Origin of the sequence: Azospirillum agricola (assembly GCF_017876095.1) — a bacterium.
Classification (GTDB): domain Bacteria; phylum Pseudomonadota; class Alphaproteobacteria; order Azospirillales; family Azospirillaceae; genus Azospirillum; species Azospirillum agricola.
The window spans coordinates 24,907-47,796 of record NZ_JAGINM010000008.1; the positions used below are offsets into that span (position 1 = coordinate 24,907).

A 22,890-nucleotide genomic window follows, 5' to 3' on the forward strand; every position below is an offset into this window, starting at 1 on the left:
CGCCTCCTCGAGCCTATCGGCAACATTCCCCCGCCGAGGCCGAAGCGCGCGATTATGCTCAAACCGAGGACGTCGCCAGGGTGACGTGACTCAAAGCAAATGGCCTCCGAAAAACTCGGAGCGGTTCAGAACGCCTTCGGCCAAACTCTCGGTTCAGTCCCATGACAGGAGAAAGTTCACTCCATTACTCCGAAAAATACCAAATTCGTGTTATGAGTGCTCTTTCTTAAAGTGATAAATGAAAAATATTCTAAATATTTCAGTTTGACTTGTCTGACGAAACACATGATCTGGTGCAATATATTCATACATAGTCAATGGAATTCCATTATTACTTGAGAGAATGCGTGTAAATCTGTCATGAATCTGCCATTGGCATGGCGTTATCTCTCGTCCCATCATTGAAGTCTCATGCTGAAGAGGTTGGACAGAGTGCCGCAACTGGATTATACACCGCAAGGAAGGTGAGTGAGGCCTCACTCGGCATATGGGTCAAAAATATTCGGACGGATCATCCATGGCACCGCGTCTCGATAGCGCCGCTCGCCGACGGAGCATTCTCGATGCCGCTTTGCCGCTGTTCGCGCGGAAGGGGTTCGCGGCGACGACAACCAAGGAGATCGCTCAGGCGGCGGGTGTGTCGGAAGCTCTGATCTTCAAGCATTTTCCGACCAAGACCTCGCTTTATGAGGCGATCTTCCTGACCTGCATCGATGACGACCCGGAATATTCCCGGCTCCTCTCGCTGCCGCCGTCCACCACCGCGTTGGTACAGATGGTACAGGGCTTGGTGTTGTACCTCGTGGTCGAAGTTCCGGCCAACGCCAAGGAGCGGTCGCGCCACCGCCTGACCCTGATCAGCCTGCTGGAGGACGGGGAGTTCATGCGCCACGTCTATGACAGCGTGCGCAAACGTTTCCTGCCAACCTTCACCGCCGCCGTCCATGCGGCGGCTGCTGGCGGGGACCTCGTGGCCGGGCCTGTGGGGGCGGAAAATGGTCTGTGGATGGCCGACCATCTCTGCACGATGATGGCTTCGGTCTGTCTGTCCGGCCAGTCGGTCGTTCCCTATCCCTGCGGCCGGCCGGAGTTGGCCCGCCAGACCATCTGGTTCATCCTGCGCGGCCTCGGCCTGCGCGACGAGGCCATCGCTGCCCAGGAGGGGGCCTCGCGTTTTCCTTATGTTTCTTTCGATACCAATTCTCTGCCAAATCCACACCAAGCTTTTCCGGAGTAGCCGATCGTGACCCTGGACCCTCCCCCCAAGACCGAGACGTCGTTCGGCCATCCGGCGGCCGCTCCGGGCCACCAGACGCCGCACGGCCAGCCGCCGGGCCCGCCGCGCAAGCCGGTCACCCGCGGCCGGCTGATCGTCCGGCTGGTGATCACCGTGATCATCCTGGCCTTGCTGGGCGCCGCCCTCTACGGCTTCAACAGCTTCCGGGCGAAGGCGATCTCCGACTTCTTCGCCAACAACAAGCCGCCGCCCACCCCGGTGGCGCTGGCCGAGGCGACGGTGCAGACGGTGCCGAAATACCTGACCGCCATCGGCACGGTGGCGGCGGCCCGCCAGCTCACCGTCGCCCCCGAGGTCGCCGGCCGCGTCGTCCAGATCCCCTTCGAGTCGGGCGCCACGGTGAAGGCCGGCGACCCGCTGGTCCAGCTCAACGACGCCACCGAGCAGGCCGACCTGCTGGCGCTGCGCGCCCAGGCGCGGCTGGCCGAGCTGAACCTGGAGCGCTACCGCGACCTGCGCCGCAGCCAGGCGACGCCGCAGAGCAACGTCGACCAGTACCAGGCCCAGCTCGACGAGACCAACGCCAACATGAAGCGCACCCAGGCGCTGATCGCCCAGAAGCTGATCAAGGCGCCCTTCGACGGCGAGCTCGGCATCCGCCAGATCAACGTCGGCGACTACGTCAACACCGGGGCGACCATCGTCACCCTGACCGACCTGTCGCAGCTCTACGTCAACTTCTCGCTGCCCGAGCAGACGCTGACCAAGCTGTCGGTCGGCCAGAAGGTGCTGATCAACACCGACGCCACCCCCGGCCGCGACTTCGAGGCGACCATCACCACGATCGAGCCGCAGATCACCGCCGACACCCGCGCCATCAAGGTGCAGGCGACGCTCGACAACCGCGGGCGGGCGCTGCGGCCGGGCATGTTCGCCAACGTCCGCGTCGTGCTGCCGCCGCAGCCCAACACGCTCACCATCCCGGAGACGGCGGTCGACTACACCGTCTACGGCGACAGCGTCTTCGTCGCCGTCAGCGGCAAGGACGCGGAGGGCAAGGAGCAGCTCACCGTCAAGCGCCAGCCGGTCAAGGTCGGCGACCGCACCGAGAACAAGGTGGAGATCCGCGAGGGGCTGAAGCCCGGCGACCGCGTGGTGGTGTCGGGCCAGCTCAAGCTGTCCAACGACGCCGCCGTGGTCCCGGCCGAGGGCAACCCGCTGACCCCGCCGAAAACCCTGCCGCAGAACTGAGGCCGGCGTCATGACCTTCACCGACATCTTCATCCGCCGGCCGGTGCTGTCCGTCGTGGTCAGCCTGCTGATCCTGCTGGTCGGCCTGCGGGCGCTGCTGGAAATGCCGATCCGGCAGTACCCGCAGCTCCAGAACACCGTCATCACCATCACCACCGCCTACCCCGGCGCCTCGCCGGACCTGATGCAGGGCTTCATCGCCACGCCGATCGAGCAGGCGGTGTCGTCGGCCGAGGGCATCGACTACCTGACCTCCTCCTCGACCCAGGGGCAGAGCGTCGTCACCGCCTACATCCGGCTGAACTTCGACCCCAACGTCGCGATGACCGACGTGATGGCCAAGGTGCAGCAGGTGAAGTACCAGCTCCCGCGCGAGGCCAACGACCCGGTCATCCTGAAATCGACCGGCGAGACGACCTCGATCCTCTACATCGGCTTCTCCAGCCCGGAGCTGTCCGGGGCGGCGATCTCCGACTATCTGACCCGCGTCGTCCAGCCCAACCTGTCGACGGTGGAGGGGGTGGCGCGCGCCCAGATCCTGGGTGGCCAGACCTTCGCCATGCGGCTGTGGCTCGACCCGGTGAAGATGGCGGCGCGCGGCATCTCGCCGGCCGACGTGTCGGCGGCGATCACGGCGAACAACTACCAGTCGGCGCCGGGCCAGACCAAGGGCGTCTTCGTCATCACCAACATCACCGCCAACACCGGCCTGACCGACGTCGAGCAGTTCCGCGACATGGTGGTGAAGGCCAAGGACGGCGCGCTGGTCCGCCTGCGCGACATCGGCAGCGTCGAGCTGGGCGCCCAGAGCTTCAACGCCAGCGTGGCGATGAACGGCCAGCAGGCCATCTTCATCGGCGTCGATTCGACACCGACCGGCAACCCGCTGAACATCGTCGCCGACATCCGCAAGATGGAGCCGGAGCTGCGGCGCAACCTGCCGCCCGACATGGTGATGGAGATCGTCTACGACAGCACCCGCTTCATCCAATCCTCGATCGACGAGGTGGTGAAGACGCTGGTCGAGGCGGTCGCCATCGTCATCGTCGTCATCTTCCTGTTCCTGGGATCCTTCCGGTCGGTGCTGATCCCGGTGGTGACGATCCCGCTCTCCATCGTCGGCGCCTGCACCTTCATGCTGGCGCTCGGATTCTCGCTGAACCTGCTGACCCTGCTGGCGATGGTGCTCGCCATCGGCCTCGTGGTCGACGACGCCATCGTCGTGGTGGAGAACGTCCACCGGCACCTGGAGGAAGGGAAACCGCCGGTCGTCGCGGCCATCATCGGGGCGCGCGAGATCGTCGGGCCGGTCATCTCGATGACCATCACGCTGGCCGCCGTCTACGCCCCGATCGGCTTCCTCGGCGGGCTGACCGGCGCGCTGTTCCGCGAGTTCGCCTTCACGCTGGCGGCGTCGGTGATCGTGTCCGGCGTGGTGGCGCTGACGCTGTCGCCGATGATGTGCTCGGTCATCCTGACCGGCCACGGCAGCCAGGGGCGCTTCGCCGCCTTCCTCGACCGCAGCTTCGACAAGCTGGCCAACTGGTACGTGCGGCGGCTCGACGGCATGCTCGACTACCGGGCGGCGACGCTGCTGTTCGCCGTCGGCATCCTGCTGTCGGTCGGCTACCTCTTCGCCAACACCATGTCGGAGCTGGCGCCGGAGGAGGACCAGGGCATCCTGTTCGGCATCTCCAAGGCGCCGCAATACGCCAACCTCGACTACATCGACAGCTTCGGCAAGCAGATCGACGAGACCTTCAAGTCCTTCCCGGAGACCGACACCCGCTTCGTGCTGACCGGCATGCCGACGCTCAACCAGGGCTTCGCCGGCATGATCCTGAAGCCGTGGGACGAGCGCACCCGCAAGGCCTCGGAGCTTCAGCCGCTGGCCCAGGCGGAGCTCGGCAAGGTCACCGGCATCAACGTCTTCCTGGTGTCGCCGCCGGCGCTTCCCGGCTCCACCGGCGGCCTGCCGGTGCAGATGGTGATCTCCAGCTCGGGCGACTACCGCACCATCTTCGACGCGATGGAGCGCATCAAGGACGCCGCCACCAAGAGCGGCATGTTCATCGTCACCGACAGCGACCTGCAATATGACAGCCCGGTGATCCGGCTGAAGATCGACCGCGCCAAGGCGGCCGACCTCGGCCTGACCATGCAGTCGGTCTCCAGCACGCTGGCGGTGCTGGTCGGCGGCAACTACGTCAACCGCTTCAACCTGAACGGCCGCTCCTACGAGGTCATCCCGCAGGTGCCGCGCGCCCAGCGGCTGACGCCGGAGGATCTGGCCAAATTCTACGTCACCACCGGATCGGGGGCGCAGATCCCGCTGTCCACCGTGGTGTCGATCGAGACGGCGACCGAGCCCAACGCGCTGAACAAGTACAACCAGCTCCCCTCGGCGACCTTCTCGGCGGTGCCGATGCCGGGCGTCACCATCGGACAGGCGGTGGAGTTCCTGGAGGAGCAGGCGCGCACCCAGCTTCCGGCCGGCTTCAACCACGCCTACCTGTCGGAATCGCGCCAGTACGTGACCGAGGGCAACCAGCTGATGGTGACCTTCGTCTTCGCGCTGATCGTCATCTATCTGGTGCTGGCGGCGCAGTTCGAATCGCTGCGCGACCCGCTGGTGATCCTGATCTCGGTGCCGATGTCGATCTGCGGGGCGCTGCTGCCGCTGTTCTTCGGCCTGTCGACGATGAACATCTACACCCAGGTCGGTCTCGTCACCCTGATCGGGCTGATCAGCAAGCACGGCATCCTGCTGGTGGAGTTCGCCCGCGAGATGCAGATCAACGAGGGGGTGGACCGCCGCACCGCGATCGAGCACGCCGCCCGCGTGCGCCTGCGCCCCATCCTGATGACGACGGCGGCGATGGTGGTCGGGCTGGTGCCGCTGCTGACCGCCGCCGGCGCCGGTGCGGCCAGCCGCTTCTCCATCGGTCTGGTGATCGTCGCCGGCATGCTGATCGGCACGCTGTTCACCCTGTTCGTGCTGCCGGCGGTCTACACGGTCCTCGCCAAGGACCACCACGCCGCCGCAAACTCCAAACGCGCCGGGGAGATCGCTTCCCTCGGCTGACCGGCAGCCACGGGAACAAAACGCGGAATCTGTCTTCGGAGGCGGTCGTGGCGTCATGCTGCGACCGCCTTCATTGTTCCACGGTCCCGGCGGGCAGACCGTTCAGCCGCGCATCGATCATGTTTCCGGTCAGCGGACAGTGGGTTCCCGAAGGGCCGTACATCACCGCCACACAGCGGTTGCAGGCGGTGCAGCCGGACCGGTGCGCCGGGTCTTCCCGGAAGCGCTGCACCAGCGCGGCGTCGTGAACCAACGACCGCGCCATCACCACCGCGTCGAAGCCTTCGTTCAACACCTGTTGGGCCGCTTCCAGCGACAGGACGCCGCCGACGTAGCCGAGCTTGCACGACACCGACCGGCGGACCTTACGGGCGGCCTCCAGGAAATAAAGTTCAGAGAAGCGCACCGATTTCGGGGTCGCCAACTTCAACAGCTTGAACTGGAGCATGGAGGCGAAGCCCGGCTTCATCGTCGCGAAATCGTCGAGGGGCAGGGGGCTCGCGAAGATCGCCCAGGGAGCCTCGATGTTGCGGCCGCCCGACACCACCACGCGGGCGGATGTGAGCTCGGGACGCTCCGACTTGGTCAGCTCGGCCGAGACGAAGCACGACAGGCCGGCGGCCCCGGCGCCCGACACCGGCTCGACCGGGGCCGAGCCGCCGGTCGCGGCGGCGGTCTCGAAGGCGGTGGTCCGCACGGTGACGACCTTGATCGGGTCCTTCGACTGGACGGTGGCGATGGCGTTGCCGGCGTAGATCGGCCGCTCGAAGGTGTCGGCCGAGACGACGCCGGTGATGTCCGAGATGGCGGCGACGTCGAGCAGGGCCGCGACGCGCGGCAACGGGCACCAGGATCCTCATGGTTCCGCTCCTGCTCCTGCCTTTATCCGGTTGATGAGCTTTCAACGCCCCGAGAAGACCGGTGAACGTTTGCCCAGCAGGGCGGCGACGGCTTCCTTGTGGTCTTCGGTCGCGTGCGCCAGGGCCTGCATGGCCGCCGACATTTCCAGCAGCGCGTCGAGCTTGACGTTGCGGCCTTCCCGGAGAAGGCGCTTGGTCATGCGGACCGCGTGTGATGGGTTCGCGGCGATGCGCAGGGCAAGGCGCCGGGCATGGTCCAGAAGCTCCGCGTCCGGCACGATCTTGGAGACCAGACCGCAGGCAAGAGCTTCAGCGGCGTCGATGGGGTCGCCGGTCAAGGCCATCTCGCAGGCTTTGGAAAAGCCGACGACGCGCGGCAGCAGCCAAGCGCCGCCATCTCCCGGCACGATCCCGACCTTGACGAAGCTTTCGGCAAAACGGGCGCTTTCCGCCGCGATGCGGAGGTCGCACATGCAGGCGAGATCGCAGCCGGCGCCGATCGCCGGACCGTTCACCGCCGCGATGATCGGGACCTCCAGTGCCTCGAACGCCAGGGGAATGCGCTGGATGCCGCGCTTGTAGTTGCGGCGGGTCTGGGCCGGGAGCGGATCGTTGATGCCGCCTTGTTCCCCCATCGTCTTGAGGTTGCCGCCCGACGAAAAGCTGCTTCCGGTGCCGGTGAGGATGGCGGCCCGCACGGACATGTCACCGTCGATGCGGTTCAACGCCTCAAGAAGCGCCTCGATCATATCATGATCGGAAATCGGGTTGCGGGTTTCCGGCCGATTCAAGGTGAGCGTGACGATGCCATCGTTCTCTTCGTAAAGAACAGGATCGGGCATGGAAAAGACTCCTTCAAGGAACAGGGTGCGGGTGTCCGCTCCCGGACACCCGCCGGTCAGCGCAGTCCCAACCCGCGCGCGATGATGCCGCGCAGAATCTCCCGCGTTCCTCCGCGCAGGGAAAAGGCCGGAGCGTTGAGGATCGCGTAGCCGAGAACCGCGGACAGGACATCGGGCGATCGCAGGGCCGGTTCCGTCGCCACCAACTGGCGCGCGATCTCGGGAATTTCCTGTTCGACGATCGCCCCCATGTCCTTGACGACGGCGGCCTGGAGGGCGGGGTTCTCTCCCTTCTGCAACATGCCCGCGACCGATCGGGACAGCCGGCGCAGCACGACGAGCTGCGCGCCCAGGCGTCCGGCGGCATCGGTCGCCTGATCCGAGGGAGACGCTCCGAGGGCACGGATCAGCTCGACCAGCAAAACGAAGGTCGACAGGAAGCGCTCCGGACCGCTGCGCTCATAAGCGAGTTCGCTCATGACCTGGTTCCAGCCATTCCCCTCCGGCCCGATGAGGGCGGAGGCCGGCAAGACGACATCCTCGAACACGACTTCGTTGAAGTGCCGTTCGCCCGACAGGTCGGCGATTGGACGGATGGTGACGCCGGGCAGGGTGAGGTCGACCAGGAACTGGCTGGTGCCGCCATGACGCTCCTCGGCGGCGCCCGTCCGGCAGTAAAGGATCATGCAATGGGCGTGATGCGCGTAGGTGGTCCACAGTTTGGTGCCGTTGACCCGCCAGCCACCCTCGATCGGGACGGCCCGTGTCCGCACCGCAGCGAGGTCGGAACCGGAATCGGGTTCGCTCATGCCGATGCAGAAGAAGCACTCCCCGGCGGCGATGCGCGGCAGGAAGGCGCGCTTCTGCTCCTCGGTCCCAACCTTGAGGATGAGTGGGCCGCTCTGCCGGTCGGCGATCCAATGCGCGGCGACCGGCGCACCGGCCGCCAGCAGTTCCTCCAGCACGACGTAGCGCTCCAGGGCGCTGCGCTCGTGCCCGCCATAGGCCTTGGGCCACGTCATGCCGATCCAGCCGCGCTCGCCCAGCTTGCGGCTGAAATCGGCGTCGAAGCCGCTCCAGGATTTGATGCGTTCGGAAGCCGGTCGTGACGCCAGTTCGGTTCCCAGGAACTCCCGCACCTCAGCGCGCAGGGACTCCGTGTCCGGCGATGCGGGCGGCGCCGGGAAAGAAAAATCTTGCATCTGCGTTTCTCCGGGATTGGCAGCGGCGCTCAGAGGGCGGCAATCAAGGGCCACACGCCATCGGCGCCCGCCGCGATCATCCGCCGCCCGATCACGCGGTTCCAATGCGCCTCGTTTCCAAATTCGTCACGCCAGGACCACAGCCGCTTGGTCAGAAAATGCAGGCTGTGCTCATGGGTGAAGCCGATGGCGCCATGCACCTGATGCGCGATGGTCGCGACGGACCCGGCGGCCTCGCCGGCCCGCGCCTTGGCGGCGGCGATGGGCAGGAGAACGGTTCCATCATGCATCGCCTCGGCCGCGACGTCCGCCGATCCGGCGGCGGCGGCGGCGTGTCCGGCCATGATCGCGAGACTCTGCTGGATCGCCTGGAACTTGCCGATCGGCCGGCCGAACTGAACCCGGTCGTTGGCGTAGCCCACGGTCATCTCCAGCACCCGGCCGACCGCGCCGGCGATCGCGGCGGTGCGCAGCGCAGCCCCCATGGCGAAGCACTCCGCGAGGCCGAAGCCGTCGGGAAGCGGCGCCACGGCGCTCTCCGCCGCCACGCCCTCGATCCGCAGGGTGTCGCGCGGTTCGCAGGCGAGGTTGACGCCCGGTTCCGTCCGGACCTGAGCCCCCGTCAGGCGCACCGCCAGAACCCGCCCTTCATGCTCGGCGAGCCCCACCAGGACGGCCGCCGAGCGGCCCCACGGGACCCGGTGCGCGACACCGCTCAGCCTCCAGCCGCCTTCCGTGCGCGCCAGCGTGAGCCGGTCATCGAGCCGCACCGGCGCCACGGTCGCCGGACCGGCGGCGAGCGGCAAACCGGCCGCCGCCAGAAGCCGGTTCGCCAGCATGGTTTCGGGGAGGGGAAGCGGGACGGCGAAGGAGCCGGCGATGCGGACCAGCATCGCCCCCTCGATCGCGTCGAGGCCCACGCCGCCATCCTCTTCGGGCACCAGGGCCAGGGGAAGGCCGAGTTCCTCGATCCTGTCCCATTGGGCACCAAGCCATTCCCCGGCCTCGGCACGATGCAACTCTTGCGGTGTGAACTGCTCGGTGAACAGCCGTGCCGCTGTATCCCACACGATTTGACTTGTCTCGCTCACCTTGGGACCTCTGGGCGTGAATGGTGATTCCGGTCCATTGTCCGGAAGAGGGTTCTGAAAGGAGCGCTCCGTCCGATAGCCGAGCGGGATGGCGCGCGGTTCGTTCTCGCGGATCGCCTTCAGGACTTGGCCGAAGGGCGAATGCACCGTCCCCGCCTCACTTGCAGGTTCACCTCCTTCACGGCCACGAAGCCCTTGAACTCCTTCGTCAGGCCACGCGCTTCCAGGATGATGTCCGATGCCATGCCCTGTTCCTTGAAGCGGTCCATGCGTCATGAAGCCGTGTCCCGGCCCGGAGGGGCCGGGACACGGAGCGCGCATCACTTCTTGAGCAGCGCGCATTCGCTTTCGGCCACCGGGCGGAAGGCCTGATCACCCGGAACCGAACCGATCACCTCGAAGAGATCCCAAGGATCGTTGGATTCCTGAGCCTTCTTCACCTGGACCAGATACATCTCGTGAAGCATCCGCCCGTCCGCGCGCACCGTGCCGTTGGTGGCGAACATGTCGTTTACCGGCATGGCCCGCATGGTTTGCGCGACCTTTTCGGAGTCGTCGGTGCCTGCCTTCTCCACGGCCTTCAGATAATGAAGGACCGCCGAATAGGTGCCCGCCTGCACACTGGTCGGACGCTTCTGCGTCTTGGCGTGGAAGCGGTCGGACCAGCTCTTGGACTCCGCTGTGCGGTTCCAGACGAAGCCGCTGGACATCAAAATGCCCGCCGCGTCCTCAAGCCCGATGGCCCGCACGTCCGGTTCGAAGGCCAGCAGGGCGACGACCTTCACCCTGGAGTCGTCGAGGATGCCGAACTCCTTGGCCTGCTTGATCGTGGTGATCGTGTCCTTGCCGGCGTTGGCAAGCGCGATGACCTTCGCGCCCGATGCCTGCGCCTGGAGCAGGTAGGCGCTCATATCCTGCGACGGGAAGGGATGGCGGACGCTGCCCACCACCTTGCCGCCGTTGCCCTCCACCACCTTGCGGACGTCCTTCTCCAGGTCGTGGCCGAAGGCGTAGTCGGCCGTGATGAAGAACCAGGTGTCGCCGCCGCTCTTGAGCGTCGCCTTGGCGTTCACCGTCGCCAGGGAATAGGTGTCGTAGACCCACGACACTCCATAGGGGGAACAGGCGGCGTTCGTCATGGCCGAGGTGCCGGCGCCGGTGTTCAACGCGATCTTCTTCGCGCGGGTGGCGACACCCTGCAAGGCGAGACCGACGGAGGAGGTCACCATGTCGGTGATGGCGTCGACGCCTTCGGTGTCGAACCATTTCTGGACGATGGAACTGGCGATGTCCGCTTTGTTCTGGTGGTCGGCCCTCACGATCTCGATGGGCATGCCGAGCACGCGCCCGCCGAAATCCTCGGCCGCCAGTTCGGCGGCAACCACGGAGCCCGAGCCGGCGATGTCCGCGTAGACTCCCGACAGATCGGTGACGACGCCGATCTTGACCTTGTTGTCCGAAATGTTCTGGGCCGACGCCGCCTGCGCCAGAACGGCGAGCGAGGTCGCCAGCACTGCCAATGTCTTCATGAACGTCTTCTTCCCAAGGGGGATGCCATTTTTTGACCGAACCGATGCGGATCGCCCGGCCGCGGATGGATCAATCAGGCAAGCGGGGGGGAACGACGCCGGCCACGTCGCAGGCGTAGTCGAGGAGCGCCGAGAAATCGCGTGTGGCGTAGACACCGCCGCGTGCGGCGCCGAGCGCGCCGGCGGCGGCCAGTCCGACGGGAAGACCGAGGCGCTGCTGTGCGGCGGCGGCAAGCGCCAGCATCAGATCCTTGTGGGCAAGATCGATGGTGAAGCCGGGCGCGGTGTCGCCTTTCAGAACCTTGGTCGCGAAATTGACCTGGAACTGACCGTTGGTCGCGGTGGTGCCGCCCGACACCGCCTTCATCACGTCGACCGGCAAGCCGAGCTTGGTTCCGAGCAGGATCGCCTCGGCGGTGAGCTGGGCGCCGATCACGGCAAGGTAGTTGTTGACGATCTTCATCCGCGTTCCCGATCCTTCGGGGCCGCAACGGTGGATCGTCGTTCCCATGGCTTGCAGCAACGGCTCGGCCCGTGCGAAGCCCTCGTCGCTGGCGCCGACCATGAACAGGGACTCGCCGCGCTCGGCGTGGCTGACCAGCCGACCGACCGGAGCGTCAACGAAGGCCACGCCGCGTTCCTTGCACGCCGCCGCGACGTCGTCGGTGGTCTGCGGATCGACGGTGCTCATGTCGATCACCAGCGATCCGCCCGGAAGGTTGGCCAGCACGCCCTCGCCGCCGAGAACCACGCCACGCACATGCGGGGGCGCCGGCAGCATGGTGACGACGATGGTCGCTCCCGTCACGGCCTCGGCGACGCTGCCGGCGGCGCGGGCGCCCAGGCCGACCAGGGTGTCGAGCTTGCCGCGATCGAGGTCGAAGCCGACCACCGCGAAGCCCTTGCGGACCAGATTGGAGGCCATCGGCAACCCCATCGCCCCGAGGCCGATGAACGCGATCGTCTCGCTCATGTTCGATCTCCCATCACTTTCTTGTTCGTTCACGCGCTGAGCATCCGGTGGTGTTCAGGCCGTGACGCCGTGGTTGATGTAGGCGGTCTTGCCTTCGGTGAAGAACTCGACCGCAGCGCTTCCCTGCTCGCGCCCGCCATAGCCGGACGGGCTGCGCCCGCCGAAGGGAACGTGGTAGTCGATGCCGGCGGTCGGCGCGTTGACCATCACGAGCCCGGCGCGCGAGCGGCGCCGGAAGGTTTCGGCCGCGACCAGCCCTTGGGTGACGACGCCGCTGGACAGCGCGTGCTCGCTGTCGTTGGCGATGGCGATGGCATGCTCGAGATCGTCCACGGCGATGACGCTGGCAACCGGACCGAACACCTCGTCGCGGTTGATCCGCATGTCGTTGTCGGTGCCGATGAACAGGGTCGGTTCCAGGAAGTAGCCGTTGGCATCGAGCCGTTGTCCGCCGCAGGCCAGCTCCGCCCCCTCTTCGCGGGCAATGGCGATGTAGCGCAGATCCTTGTCGAGCTGCGGCTGGTTGACCACCGGCCCCATGTCGGTCCGGGCGTCGAGCGGATCGCCGACGCGCATCGCGCGGACTTTGGCGACCAGACGCTCGACGAAGGCGTCGTGAATCCGGCGGGTCGCGATGATGCGGCTGGTGGCCGTGCAGCGCTGGCCGGCGGAGTGGAAGGCACCCTGGAGGGCGATGTCGGCCGCGAGATCGAGGTCCGCGTCGTCCAGCACCACCAACGGATTCTTGCCGCCCAGCTCGAGCTGGACCTTGGTCATCCTCGCGACCGTGCGTTCCAGGATCGCCCGGCCGACCGGCGGCGAGCCGGTGAAGCTGACCGCGTCGGCGCCATCGACCAGAACCGGGCCGAGCGTTCGGCCGTCGCCCATCACGAGGTTGAACACACCGGCGGGCAGGCCGGCGCGGTGCAGGATGTCGGCCAGTTCCCAGGCGCAGCCGGGGGTGGTCTCCGATGGCTTGAGCACGACGGTGTTGCCGAAGGCCAGCGCATACGCGGTCTTCCAGGCCGGTACGGCCATCGGGAAATTCCACGGCGTGATGAGGCTGACCACGCCGACCGGTTCACGGGTGACCATCGTGGTCGTCCCATCGCGCAGGCCGGGCAGGCACTCGCCACCGTTCCGCAGCGGTTCGCCCGAGGCGTAATGGAAGATCTGGGCGCTGCGGCGGATCTCGCCGATGCCTTCCCGCAGGGTCTTGCCCTCTTCGCGGGTCAGCAGGGCGCCAAGCTCCTCGGCGCGCGCGTGGAGTTCGTCGCCGACGCGACGCAGGATGTCGGATCGTGTCTGCGGGTTGCTCGCCGCCCAGCCGGGCAGCGCCTCGCGCGCTGCGGCCAGGGCCTCGGCGGCTTGTTCGACCGTCGCCCAGGCGTAATGGCCGATGACCTCGTCCAGCTTGGCCGGATTTACGTTCGGCTCGAAGATCGGGCTGCCGGTCGGACGACCGCCGATCCAGTTCGTCTTTTCCATGACTTGTTCGTCTTTCGCGTCTGACGGAAGGGCAGGGCGGCTCAGCGACGGTCCGTTGTCTGAATCACCGCGCGAGCCTTGAGGTCGTCGAGCTCGGCGGGGCTGAGACCGAGAAGCTCGCCGAGGACGTCCGCCGTCTGCTGTCCCAAGCGGGGTGGGGCTTGCCGGTAGCGCGCCGGCGTCTGGGACAGGCGGGCCGGGAAGCCGACGACCGGAACGGCGGTGCCGTCATCGGTTTCCAGCCGGTGAACGAGGCTTCGCGCGGCCACCTGGGGATCCGCGAAGACCTGATCGATGCGGTTGATCGGGCCGGCGGGAACGCCCGCGCCGGCCATCGCGGCGGTCAACGCCGCCGAGGTCCATCCGGCGATGCTGTCGGCGAGCGCGGCCTCCAGCTCCTGCCGGTTCCGCTGGCGTCCGGGGTTGTCGGCGAAGCGGCTGTCGTCGAGCAGATCCTGCCGCTCCAGCAACTGGCAGAGGGAGCGGAATTGCCCATCATTGCCGACGGCGACAATGATATGGCCGTCGCTTGTGGCGAAGCAGCGATAGGGCACGACGTTGGGATGGCCGTTGCCCATGCGGCGGGGCACTTGACCGCCCACCAGCCAGTTCATTCCCTGGTTGGCCAGCACCGCGACCTGCGTGTCGAGCAAGGCGCAGTCGATGTGCTGGCCCTCTCCTGTGCGGTCACGGTGCCGCAGAGCGGCGAGCATCGACACCGTCGCGTACATCCCTGTGAAGAGGTCGGACACTGGAACCCCGACCTTGAGCGGCTCGCTGCCGGGCGTGCCGTCGGGCTGGCCGGTCACGCTCATCAGCCCGCTCATACCCTGGATGAGGAAGTCATAGCCGCCACGTGTGGCATAGGGGCCGGTCTGTCCGAAGCCCGTGATCGAGCAGTAGATCAGCGCTTCGTTCTCGCGCTTCAGGCTTTCATAGTCCAAGCCGTAACGGGCGAGCCCGCCCACCTTGAAGTTCTCCAGCACGATATCGCAGGAGCGAGCAAGGCGTCGGACCAGAGCGGCGCCATCGGGCGAGGCGATGTCGATTGCCACGGATTTCTTGTTGCGGTTGCAGCTCAGGTAATAGGCGCTCAATGGATCGTTGTCCGCGTCCTCCCGTACGGAGCGCAGATAGGGCGGTCCCCAGGCACGAGTGTCGTCGCCCTTGCCGGGATGCTCGATCTTGATCACCTCGGCCCCGAGATCGCCCAGGATCTGCGAGGCCCAGGGGCCGGCGAGAACGCGGCTGAGATCGAGCACCCGCACGCCAGCGAGTGCGGCCGCGGCTTCGTCGCGATCGGCTGGAAGTTCTGATTGAGTCACGATGGTCGGCTCTCCGCTCGCGGCCGGTTTCCCGGCTGGGAGGGGTGGATGGTTGGTGCCCGTCATTTCATACAGTGAAATGACCGTTTCATTGTGGAAAGGCTAACCAGCGTGCTGATAAAATGCAACTGGCATTTCAACGCTTAGCCGGGAAAAATGCGGGAGGGCGGATCGCTGGCCTTCCAAGCGAAATACGAGAAGCGATAGGCTGGTTTTGCCATCCGGTTGTGCCTGGAATCGAAGGGACTGAAGTTTCAATGCCGTCGTTCAAACCTGTGGCCGCGCTGACGCGCGGTCTGGACGTTCTTCGTGTCGTGAACGAACTGCGGGAAGCCACCGTCTCCGCTCTTCACAAGGAGACCGGCCTCGACAAGGCGACGATCGTTCGCATGCTGGAAACCCTGGAGCATGAGGGCTACGTCACCCGCAGCCCGTCGAACAGCGGCTACGTCGCCACCGGGCGCACGTTGCAACTGAGTCGCGGCTACGACCTTCACCATCGCATCGGGCTGCTGTCGGAACCGATCCTGACCGAGTTCCGTCACAGGATCGGATGGCCATCGGATGTGGCCCTGTTCGACCACGACGCGATGATCGTCGTGCAGACGAGCCGTGAAACCGGTCCGCTGTTCTTCAACCGCAGGCCAGGCTTTCGGGCGCCGATCCTGGAGACGTCGATCGGACGCGCCTACCTCGCCTACTGCGATCCGGCCGAGCGGGAGCGGATCATTGCCCGCCTGCGCGTGAAGCCGGATGTGAGAAACATGTTGGCCAGCGAGCCGGAAAAATTGGAGGCGCTTCTCGCGGACGTTCGTGCACGTGGCTTCGCCTGCATGGACGACGCCTACAGTGAACGGGAATATTCGCGGCAAATGTGGGCGATGGCCGTTCCCGTCCAGGATGACGACGGCATCCATGCGACGTTGAACATCATGATGCTGCGCAACGCGATCACGCCCGACATGGCCGTGGAGCGGTTTCTCGGTCCTTTGAAGGACACGGCGGATCGTCTGGCAAACGTCTTGCGCAACGGCGAATAGCGGTCGCAGTCATTTTCGGTGACCGGCTCGGCCGGCCGGAGCCGGCCGAGGCCGGATGGCTTGCGGGGCGCCGTTCGCGACGGCGAAACCGATATGGGCCATCAGCTCCGCGCATGGTTGGTGGGTGCGGCTTCACGCGTCCGTTCGCCTGCCCAATCCGGCCTGCCTGCGAAGCTCCGTCTCCAGGATCTTCGCATAGGAGTTCTTGGGCAAGGATTCGCAGAACAGATACTGCTTCGGCCGCTTGAAGCGGGCAATATGCGCCTCGCACGGACGGTCGAGTTCCTCGCGTGGCAGCTCGCCGCCGTCACATGCGGGATGGCGTAAATGCCGGAGCCGTGCGACAGCGGCGCCGGATGAAGAATGCGGTCCTCCGGCGCCGTCGCGTCAACAGGCGGGCGGCACGGCCGGCCAGCCCGCGGTAACTCCAAACCGGGCGGGCGCCCTCAAGGACCGCGGTCCGCTCGGGACGGACGAGGCCGCGCGCGTCGGCAGGGTGCCGATGTTCATACCGTCATTCCCAGATAGGCGGCCCGCACCAGTGGACTGTCGAGAAGCTCCCCGGAGGGCCCCTGGAGCACGACCTCTCCCTGTTGCAGCAGATAGGCGTAATCGACCGAGCGCAGACTGAGCTGCACGTTCTGTTCGACCAGCAGCAGGCTGAGGCCGCTGCGGGTCAGGGTGCCGAGGATCTCGAAGATCTCCGCCACCACGCGCGGCGCCAGCCCGATCGACGGTTCGTCCAGCACCAGCAGGCGCGGCCGGGTCATCAGCGCCCGGCCGATCGCCACCATCTGCTGCTCGCCCCCCGACAAGGTGCCGACGCGCTGGCGGGCCCGTTCGGCGAGGCGGGGGAACAGGCCGAAGACGCGGGCCAGCCCCTCGTCCCGATGCTCGCGCGCCTTGCCGAAGGTGCTGGCGGCGACGAGGTTCTCGGTCACCGTGCACTCGGGGAACAGCAGGCGGCCCTCCGGCACCGTGCCGATGCCGGCGCGGGTGCGGTCGGACACCCGCATCCGCCCAAGCTCCCCTCCGTCCCACAGGACCCGGCCGCGGCGGGTGGCGACCAGCCCGTTGATGGTCTTGACCACCGTGCTCTTGCCGGCGCCGTTGGAGCCGATCAGAGCGACCCGCTGGCCGCTCTCGATGACCAGGTCGATGTCACGCACCACGTCGGCCTTGCCGTAGCCGGCCGAGACGCGTTCCAGCGTCAGACGGGTCATGCGGCGGCACTCCCGAGATAGGCGTCCTGCACCCGTGGATCGCGCAGCACGTCCTGCGTCGCGCCCTCCGCCAGCAGGGAGCCGAAGTTGATCACGACAGACCGGGCGCACATCCGGCTGATCACCGGGACCGAGTGCTCCACCATCACGATGGTGATGCCCCGCCGGTTGAGCTCGACGATCTGGTCGCACAGGGCGCCGGCCTCGGTGGCGGTCAGCCCGGCCAGCATCTCGTCGAGCAGCAGCAGGCGCGGTTCGGTGGCGATGGCGCGGGCGATCTCCAGCCGGCGCATCTCGGCGACGCTCAGCCGCTCGGCATCGGTGCCGGCCAGATGGTCCATGGCGATGGCGCGCAGCGCCTCGAACGCGTGGCGCTCGGCATCGGCCGAGGCCGGGTAGCGGCCATAGGAGGCGACCATGACGTTCTCGATCACGCTCATGCCCTTGAACGGCCGCACGATCTGGAAGGTGCGGGCGAGACCCAGCCGGCAGATGTCGTGCGGCCGCAGTCCATCGATGCGCCGACCCTCGAACAGGATCTGGCCGCCGCTCGGCTTCAGCAGACCGGACAGGCAGTTGAACAGGGTGGTCTTGCCGGCGCCGTTGGGGCCGATGATCCCGAACACGGCGCCCGCCGGCACCGCGAAGCTGACGCCACTCAGCGCCCGCAACCCGCCGAAGGACTTGCCGAGGTCCCGGACCTCAAGGATCGGAGCGGTCATCTTGCGGCGTCCTCCTGCCGGAAAGCGGTCCTGGCGCCCAGGCGCGGGCGCGGCAGCCGGGTCTTCAGCAGACCGCCCAGCCCGTGTGGCAGCATCAGGGCCATCACCATCAGCAGAACCGAATAGGCGACGATGTTGACCCCGGTGAAACCGCTCATCGCGGTGCGCAGCACCTCGCCCAGCGGGATCAGCAGAGCGGCCCCCAGCAGCGGTCCCCACAGCAGGCCGAGCCCGCCGATGATCGAGAACACCAGAAGCTGGATCGACAGGTCGACGCCGAGCGTCGAGCGCGGATCGACGAAGGAGAAGGTGCTGGCGAAGAAGGCGCCGCCCACCGCGGTCAGCACCGCGCTGACCACGAAGGCCAGCAGCTTGTAGCGCATCACCGGGACGCCCAGCGCCTCGGCAGCCCCCTCGTTGTCGCGGATGGCGCGCCAGTAGGAACCGGCGCGGCTGCTGGCGAAATGCTGGCCGACGAGCAGGGTCGCCGTCAGGAAGGCCAGCACGATCAGCCCGTAGGGCCATTTCTCCATGAACTGGAGGTAGCGCGCCGCGTCGTCCTCGGTCGGCATCATCATGCCGTCGGAGCGCCCCAGCCATGGCGTGGCCGACACCAGCAGGAACGCCACCTCGCTGAAGGCCAGCGTGGCGATGGCGAAGAAATAGCCGCGCAGCCCGTAGCGGAAGCACAGCAGCCCGATCACCAGCGCCACCGCGGCGGCGAGCGCGGCGGCCAACGGCCATGTCAGCAGCGGCCCCAGCCCGAAGCCGACATGCCCGTAGGCGACGACGTAGGCACCGATGCCGAAGAACAGCGAGTGCCCGAGCGAGATCAGCCCGGTGAAGCCCGCCATCAGGTTCCACGCCACCGCGATGGTTCCCATCAACGCCGTGAGGATGAAGATGTCCATGAAATACGGATCGCCGAGGCAAATCCCGAAGAGGGCCGCGGCCAGCGCCGCCGGCACGAGGGCGGGGAGAAAGCGTTTCATGCGCGCGCTCCCCCGCCGACCGGCAGCAGCCCTTCCGGCCGCACCAGCATGACCAGGATCAGCAGCGCGAACGGCACCGCCGCGGCGACCGAGGCGGTGGTCAGCACGCCGGCCACGCTCTCCGCCACCCCGACCAGCAGGGCGCCCAGCAGAACCCCGCCGAAGCTGCCCATGCCGCCGACGATGACGATCACGAAGGCCTTCAAGGTGAACAGGGTGCCGATGTGCGGGTTGACGTAGAGCACCGACGCCATCAGCGGTCCGGCGACGCCCAGCGTCCCGACCCCGATCCCCATCGCCCAGCGGTAGGTGCGGCCGATGTCGATTCCGGACAGCGCCGCCCCGTCGTGCGATTGCGAAACCGCGCGCATGATCAGCCCGAAATCGGTCTTGCGCATGATCAGGTAGAGTCCGAGGAGCAGGACGGCGGCAGCCCCCGCCGCGATCGCGTGCGGCATTTGCAGCAGCACCGGTCCGATCCAGACGCTGGCGGTCGACCGGTCCTGCACGATCAGCAGATTGTCGGCCTTGAACGCCATCAGGGCGAGGTACTGGAGCAGAAGCGACAGCCCCAGCGTGACGGCCATCTGGTTGATCTCCGGCACCTTCATGGCCGGACGGATCAGGCTTTCGAACAGCCCGACGCCGAGCGCCAGCAGCACCGGCACCACCAGCGCCACCGCGATCACCGGATCGACGCCGAGATGCGCCCAGGCGAGGTAGCCGCCGTACATCGCCAGCATGAGGAACTCGCCATGCGCGAAATTGACCACGCGCATGACCCCGAAGACGAGGGTGAGGCCGACCGCGATCAGCGCATAGATCGCGCCGTTGGTCAGCCCGCTCAGCAGTGCCTGGAGGAAGATGGTCGCTGACATGGAAATCTCCGGCGCCCGCCGGCCGCGCGCGTCGGATGCGCGGCCGGCGGGAGAGGGGCTGACGTTACCCCTGAAGCGGGGCGGGCGGCCGGGCGGCGACCGCGTCGGGCCAGACGGTGACGAACTTGCCGTCGATCACCTGGACGATGACGCAGGTCGCCGGCGCCTGCCCCTGCTCGTCGAAATACAGTTCGGGCGCCGGCAGCAGCGAGGCCGGCCCGTCCTTGATCCGCAGGGTGCGCAGCGCGTCGCGGATTTTGTTGCGGTCGGTGGAGGCCGCCGCATCGGCCGCCAGCGCCAGCGCGTAGGTCGCGGCGAAGGCCTGGGCCTGGTTGCTCAGCGGCACCTCGCCGGGGTAGCTCTCGGCGAACGCCTTCACGAACGCCTCGCTGGCCGGCTTGCGCAGGTCGGGCGCCCATTCCACCACGCCGAACGTCCGCTCGGCCGGTTTCCCCGAGGCGGCCACCGTCTGGTTGACGTGGGCGCCGCCGAAGCCGATGTAGAGCGGCCGGTAGCTCTGCGAGGCCAGCGCCCGCAGCAGCACGGTGGAGTCGTCGGCGTAGGCGACGCTGAGCACCGCGTCGGCGCCGCTGGTGCGCAGCTTGGTCGCCACCGTGCTGAAATCGGGCGAACCGGTGCGGAAGGTCTCGTCGGCCACCACGGGGTAGCCGCGGCCCGGCATCACCGACGCGTAATTGGCGTGCACCGACTGGCCGGCCGGACCGTCCTCGGTCGCCAGCGCCACCTTGTCGATCGCCATGCCCTTCTTCTTCATGTCGTCCATGAAGTCGGCGACGTATTGGCCGAACCATTTCGCCTTCACCGCGGTGCGGAAGACGTATTTCAGCCCCTGCTCGGTGATGGCGTCGGTCACGGCGCTGGTCACCATGAACGGGGTCCGGTTGCGGTCGGCCACCTGGGCCGCGGGGATCGTCGAAGACGAGGCCCAGGCGCCGGTCAGTGCGCTGACGCCCTCGCGGCTGATCAGCCGCTCCGCCTCGCTGCGCGACACCTCGGGCTTGGACTGGATGTCGCTGACCACCAGTTCGACCTTGGCGCCGCCGAGCCCCTTGAGGCCGCCGGTGTCGTTGATCATCTTGGCGGCGAGCTGGTGGGCCTTCAGCATGCGCGCGCCGTCGGAGGCGTGAGTCCCGGTGAGCGGCACCAGGACGCCGATCTTCAGCGTGCCGCCCTGGGCCGACGCGCCGAAGGAGAAGAGGCCTGGCGCCGCCATGGCCGCGCCGCCGAGCAACAGCGCGTCCCTGCGAGTAATTCCCGTCATGTGTCCTCCTGGAAAGGCGGATTGCGGAGTTGTCGGCCGTCAGGGGCAGAGCACGGCCCGGCCGACCACCAAGCCGTTGCGCAGAGCGAGCAGCGCGTCGTTGGCGCGATCGAGCGGCATCCGGGTGACGGGGATCGGCTGGATGCGGCCGGCCCGTGCCAGCGCCACCAGTTCCCGCATCTCCTCCAGATTGCCGACCAGGCTGCCGAGGATGCGGGCGGCCTTGATCGGGATCAGCGGCAGCGACCATGGCGTGTTGCCGCCGAAAAGCCCGACCATGACCAGCGTGCCGCCCTTGGCCAGGGCATCGAACCCGAGTGCCGCCGATTGCGGGCTGCCGACAAGGTCGAGCACGCAGTGGGCCGGACCGCCGGCCGCGTCCATGACAAGGGTCGCCACGTCCGGGGCGCCGCCATCGACAGCGGCCAGCGCGCCGGCGGCCAGCGCCGCCTCCCGCTTGACGGGATCGAGATCGACGACGACCGCGCCCTTGCCGCCGAGCGCGCGCAGAATTTGCAGGCACATCTGGCCGAGCCCGCCGCCGCCGACCACCACGACCGGGTGCTCGGCGATCTGGTCCCCGAACTTCTTCAGCGCGCTGTAGGTGGTGACGCCGGAGCAGGCGAGCGGCGCCACCTGGGCCGGGTCGAGGTCGCCGATCGGCAGCAGGTAGCGCGGGTGCGGCACCCGGACATACTCGGCATAACCGCCATGGAGGTGGACGCCGATGTAGGTCGCCTTGGCGCAGTAGTTTTCGTATCCGTCGCGGCAACTCCGGCACTCGCCGCAGCCGATCCAGGGATAGACGAGGCAGGAGGCGCCGATGTCCACCCCTGTGGCGTCCGGCCCGACCGCCACCAGCTCCCCGGCGGTCTCGTGGCCCATGGTCAGCGGCAGCGCCACCCCACGGTCCTTGAGCGACAGTTTGCGGCCGAGGCCGAGGTCGTAGCCGCCGTCCCACAGATGAAGGTCGCTGTGGCACACCCCCGCCGCCTTGACCTTGATCAGCACCTCGGTGCCGGAGACCTCAGGGATCGGCCGGTCATCGCCGACCAGCGGTTCCCCGAAAGCGTGGATGCAGTAGGATCGCATCGCCACCTCACCGCGACAGGAAGCCGCCGTCGACCGGCAGCGCCACGCCGGTGACGTAGGAACTGTCGTCCGAAGCGAGCCACAGGCCGGCATGCGCCACCTCCGACGGCTTGCCAACCCGCCCGAGCGGGACGGCGCCCAGCAGCTTCCTCTCGTTCTCCGCAGCCTGCGCCGTGTCGTCGCCGCGCGCGACGAAGCCGGGGAGCATGGGGGTGTCGATCGGGCCGGGGCAGACCACGTTGACCCGGATGCCGTCGGGGGCGAAGCGCTGGGCCAGCGACTTGGTCAGGCCGACCACGCCGAACTTGGCCGCCGAGTAGACCGGGCTGAACATCGACCCGACGAGGCCGGAAACCGAAGCGGTGAAGATCAGCGAGCCGCCGCCGCGGGCGCGCATGTGCCTGGCCACCTCGCCGGCCGCGACCACCGCGGAGGTCAGGTTGAGCGCGATCGCCAGATCGTACTGGTCGAGGTCCATGTCCTCGACCGAGGCCGGACCGGGAATCCCGGCGTGCGCCCACATAACGTCGATGCCGCCGAGCCGCTCCGCCGCCGCCGCGATGCTGGCCTTGACGCCGTCCACCGTGGACAGGTCGGCGACGACCGGAATCACGGCGGAGCCGAGCGTGGCTGCGAGATCGTTCAGCGCGCCTTCGTTGATGTCGATCGCCGCCACGGTGGCGCCTTCGCGCACGAACAGCTCGACGCCGGCCTTGCCCATGCCCGACGCCGCGGCGGTGATCACCGCCAGCTTGCCTTTGAGACGCATGTTCCCCTC

General features: G+C 67.4%; 18 protein-coding genes and 2 pseudogenes. 4 read left to right on the forward strand and 16 right to left on the reverse strand.

Translation table 11 applies throughout. The features are described 5' to 3' along the window. The first annotated feature begins 517 nt into the window (after positions 1-517). The 3 genes from J2847_RS13440 to J2847_RS13450 are packed head-to-tail and all read left to right on the forward strand — an operon-like array spanning position 518 to position 5,573. A complete protein-coding gene (locus J2847_RS13440) occupies positions 518-1,237 on the forward strand; it encodes a TetR/AcrR family transcriptional regulator (RefSeq protein WP_209779457.1) in 720 nt (239 codons plus the stop codon). Positions 1,238-1,243: 6 nt separating this feature from the next. Continuing rightward, entirely contained in the window at positions 1,244-2,488 is a 1,245-nt protein-coding gene (locus J2847_RS13445) for an efflux RND transporter periplasmic adaptor subunit (protein ID WP_325169406.1), read from the forward strand. A gap of 10 nt (positions 2,489-2,498) precedes the next feature. Then, positions 2,499-5,573, forward strand: a complete 3,075-nt coding sequence (locus J2847_RS13450) for a multidrug efflux RND transporter permease subunit (protein ID WP_209779458.1) — start codon at positions 2,499-2,501, stop codon at positions 5,571-5,573. A gap of 517 nt (positions 5,574-6,090) precedes the next feature. On the opposite strand, the pseudogene J2847_RS13455 reads toward J2847_RS13450, so the two are convergent. The 9 genes and pseudogenes from J2847_RS13455 to J2847_RS13495 all read right to left on the reverse strand — a co-directional run. Beyond that, positions 6,091-6,414: pseudogene (locus J2847_RS13455) on the reverse strand (electron transfer flavoprotein subunit alpha/FixB family protein); the annotation flags it as partial. Between the two features lie 60 nt (positions 6,415-6,474). Beyond that, a complete protein-coding gene (locus J2847_RS13460) occupies positions 6,475-7,275 on the reverse strand; it encodes a crotonase/enoyl-CoA hydratase family protein (protein WP_085553020.1) in 801 nt (266 codons plus the stop codon). A 56-nt stretch (positions 7,276-7,331) separates the two neighbouring features. Then, the gene (locus J2847_RS13465) at positions 7,332-8,477 is read right to left on the reverse strand and encodes an acyl-CoA dehydrogenase family protein (RefSeq protein WP_209779459.1); all 1,146 of its coding nucleotides are present in this window, start codon (positions 8,475-8,477) and stop codon (positions 7,332-7,334) included. A 29-nt stretch (positions 8,478-8,506) separates the two neighbouring features. Continuing rightward, positions 8,507-9,568, reverse strand: coding sequence for an acyl-CoA dehydrogenase family protein (locus tag J2847_RS34835; RefSeq protein ID WP_209779460.1), 1,062 nt, complete (start codon positions 9,566-9,568; stop codon positions 8,507-8,509). Positions 9,569-9,717: 149 nt separating this feature from the next. Beyond that, positions 9,718-9,813: pseudogene (locus J2847_RS13475) on the reverse strand (ABC transporter ATP-binding protein); the annotation flags it as partial. A 75-nt stretch (positions 9,814-9,888) separates the two neighbouring features. Continuing rightward, complete coding sequence (locus J2847_RS13480) at positions 9,889-11,097, reverse strand: ABC transporter substrate-binding protein (protein ID WP_209779461.1); 1,209 nt, start codon at positions 11,095-11,097, stop codon at positions 9,889-9,891. A 70-nt stretch (positions 11,098-11,167) separates the two neighbouring features. Then, a complete protein-coding gene (locus J2847_RS13485) occupies positions 11,168-12,103 on the reverse strand; it encodes an NAD(P)-dependent oxidoreductase (protein ID WP_411800574.1) in 936 nt (311 codons plus the stop codon). 21 nt (positions 12,104-12,124) lie between these two features. Continuing rightward, entirely contained in the window at positions 12,125-13,558 is a 1,434-nt protein-coding gene (locus J2847_RS13490) for an aldehyde dehydrogenase family protein (protein WP_209779463.1), read from the reverse strand. A 41-nt stretch (positions 13,559-13,599) separates the two neighbouring features. Then, a complete protein-coding gene (locus J2847_RS13495; protein WP_325169407.1) occupies positions 13,600-14,883 on the reverse strand; it encodes a CaiB/BaiF CoA transferase family protein in 1,284 nt (427 codons plus the stop codon). Between the two features lie 257 nt (positions 14,884-15,140). On the opposite strand from J2847_RS13495, the gene J2847_RS13500 reads away from it, so the two are divergent. Then, positions 15,141-15,923 carry an IclR family transcriptional regulator domain-containing protein gene (locus J2847_RS13500; protein WP_209779465.1) on the forward strand — a complete coding sequence of 261 codons (783 nt, stop codon included), beginning with the start codon at positions 15,141-15,143 and terminating at the stop codon, positions 15,921-15,923. 506 nt (positions 15,924-16,429) lie between these two features. Here J2847_RS13500 and J2847_RS13505 read toward each other — a convergent pair. From J2847_RS13505 to J2847_RS13535, 7 genes are all read right to left on the reverse strand, one after another. After that, entirely contained in the window at positions 16,430-17,146 is a 717-nt protein-coding gene (locus J2847_RS13505) for an ABC transporter ATP-binding protein (RefSeq protein ID WP_209779466.1), read from the reverse strand. Continuing rightward, entirely contained in the window at positions 17,143-17,868 is a 726-nt protein-coding gene (locus J2847_RS13510) for an ABC transporter ATP-binding protein (RefSeq protein ID WP_209779467.1), read from the reverse strand. The genes J2847_RS13505 and J2847_RS13510 overlap by 4 nt, the downstream gene beginning before the upstream one ends. After that, positions 17,865-18,860 carry a branched-chain amino acid ABC transporter permease gene (locus J2847_RS13515; RefSeq protein WP_209779468.1) on the reverse strand — a complete coding sequence of 332 codons (996 nt, stop codon included), beginning with the start codon at positions 18,858-18,860 and terminating at the stop codon, positions 17,865-17,867. The genes J2847_RS13510 and J2847_RS13515 overlap by 4 nt, the downstream gene beginning before the upstream one ends. Beyond that, positions 18,857-19,738: a branched-chain amino acid ABC transporter permease gene (locus tag J2847_RS13520; RefSeq protein WP_209779469.1), complete on the reverse strand. Its 882-nt coding sequence runs from the start codon at positions 19,736-19,738 to the stop codon at positions 18,857-18,859. The genes J2847_RS13515 and J2847_RS13520 overlap by 4 nt, the downstream gene beginning before the upstream one ends. A gap of 64 nt (positions 19,739-19,802) precedes the next feature. Further along, positions 19,803-21,020 carry an ABC transporter substrate-binding protein gene (locus tag J2847_RS13525; RefSeq protein ID WP_085553004.1) on the reverse strand — a complete coding sequence of 406 codons (1,218 nt, stop codon included), beginning with the start codon at positions 21,018-21,020 and terminating at the stop codon, positions 19,803-19,805. A gap of 39 nt (positions 21,021-21,059) precedes the next feature. Beyond that, positions 21,060-22,112 carry an alcohol dehydrogenase gene (locus J2847_RS13530; RefSeq protein WP_209779470.1) on the reverse strand — a complete coding sequence of 351 codons (1,053 nt, stop codon included), beginning with the start codon at positions 22,110-22,112 and terminating at the stop codon, positions 21,060-21,062. 7 nt (positions 22,113-22,119) lie between these two features. Next, positions 22,120-22,881 (reverse strand): SDR family NAD(P)-dependent oxidoreductase, encoded by a 762-nt coding sequence (locus J2847_RS13535; protein WP_209779471.1) that lies wholly within the window; start codon positions 22,879-22,881, stop codon positions 22,120-22,122. Positions 22,882-22,890: the final 9 nt, after the last annotated feature.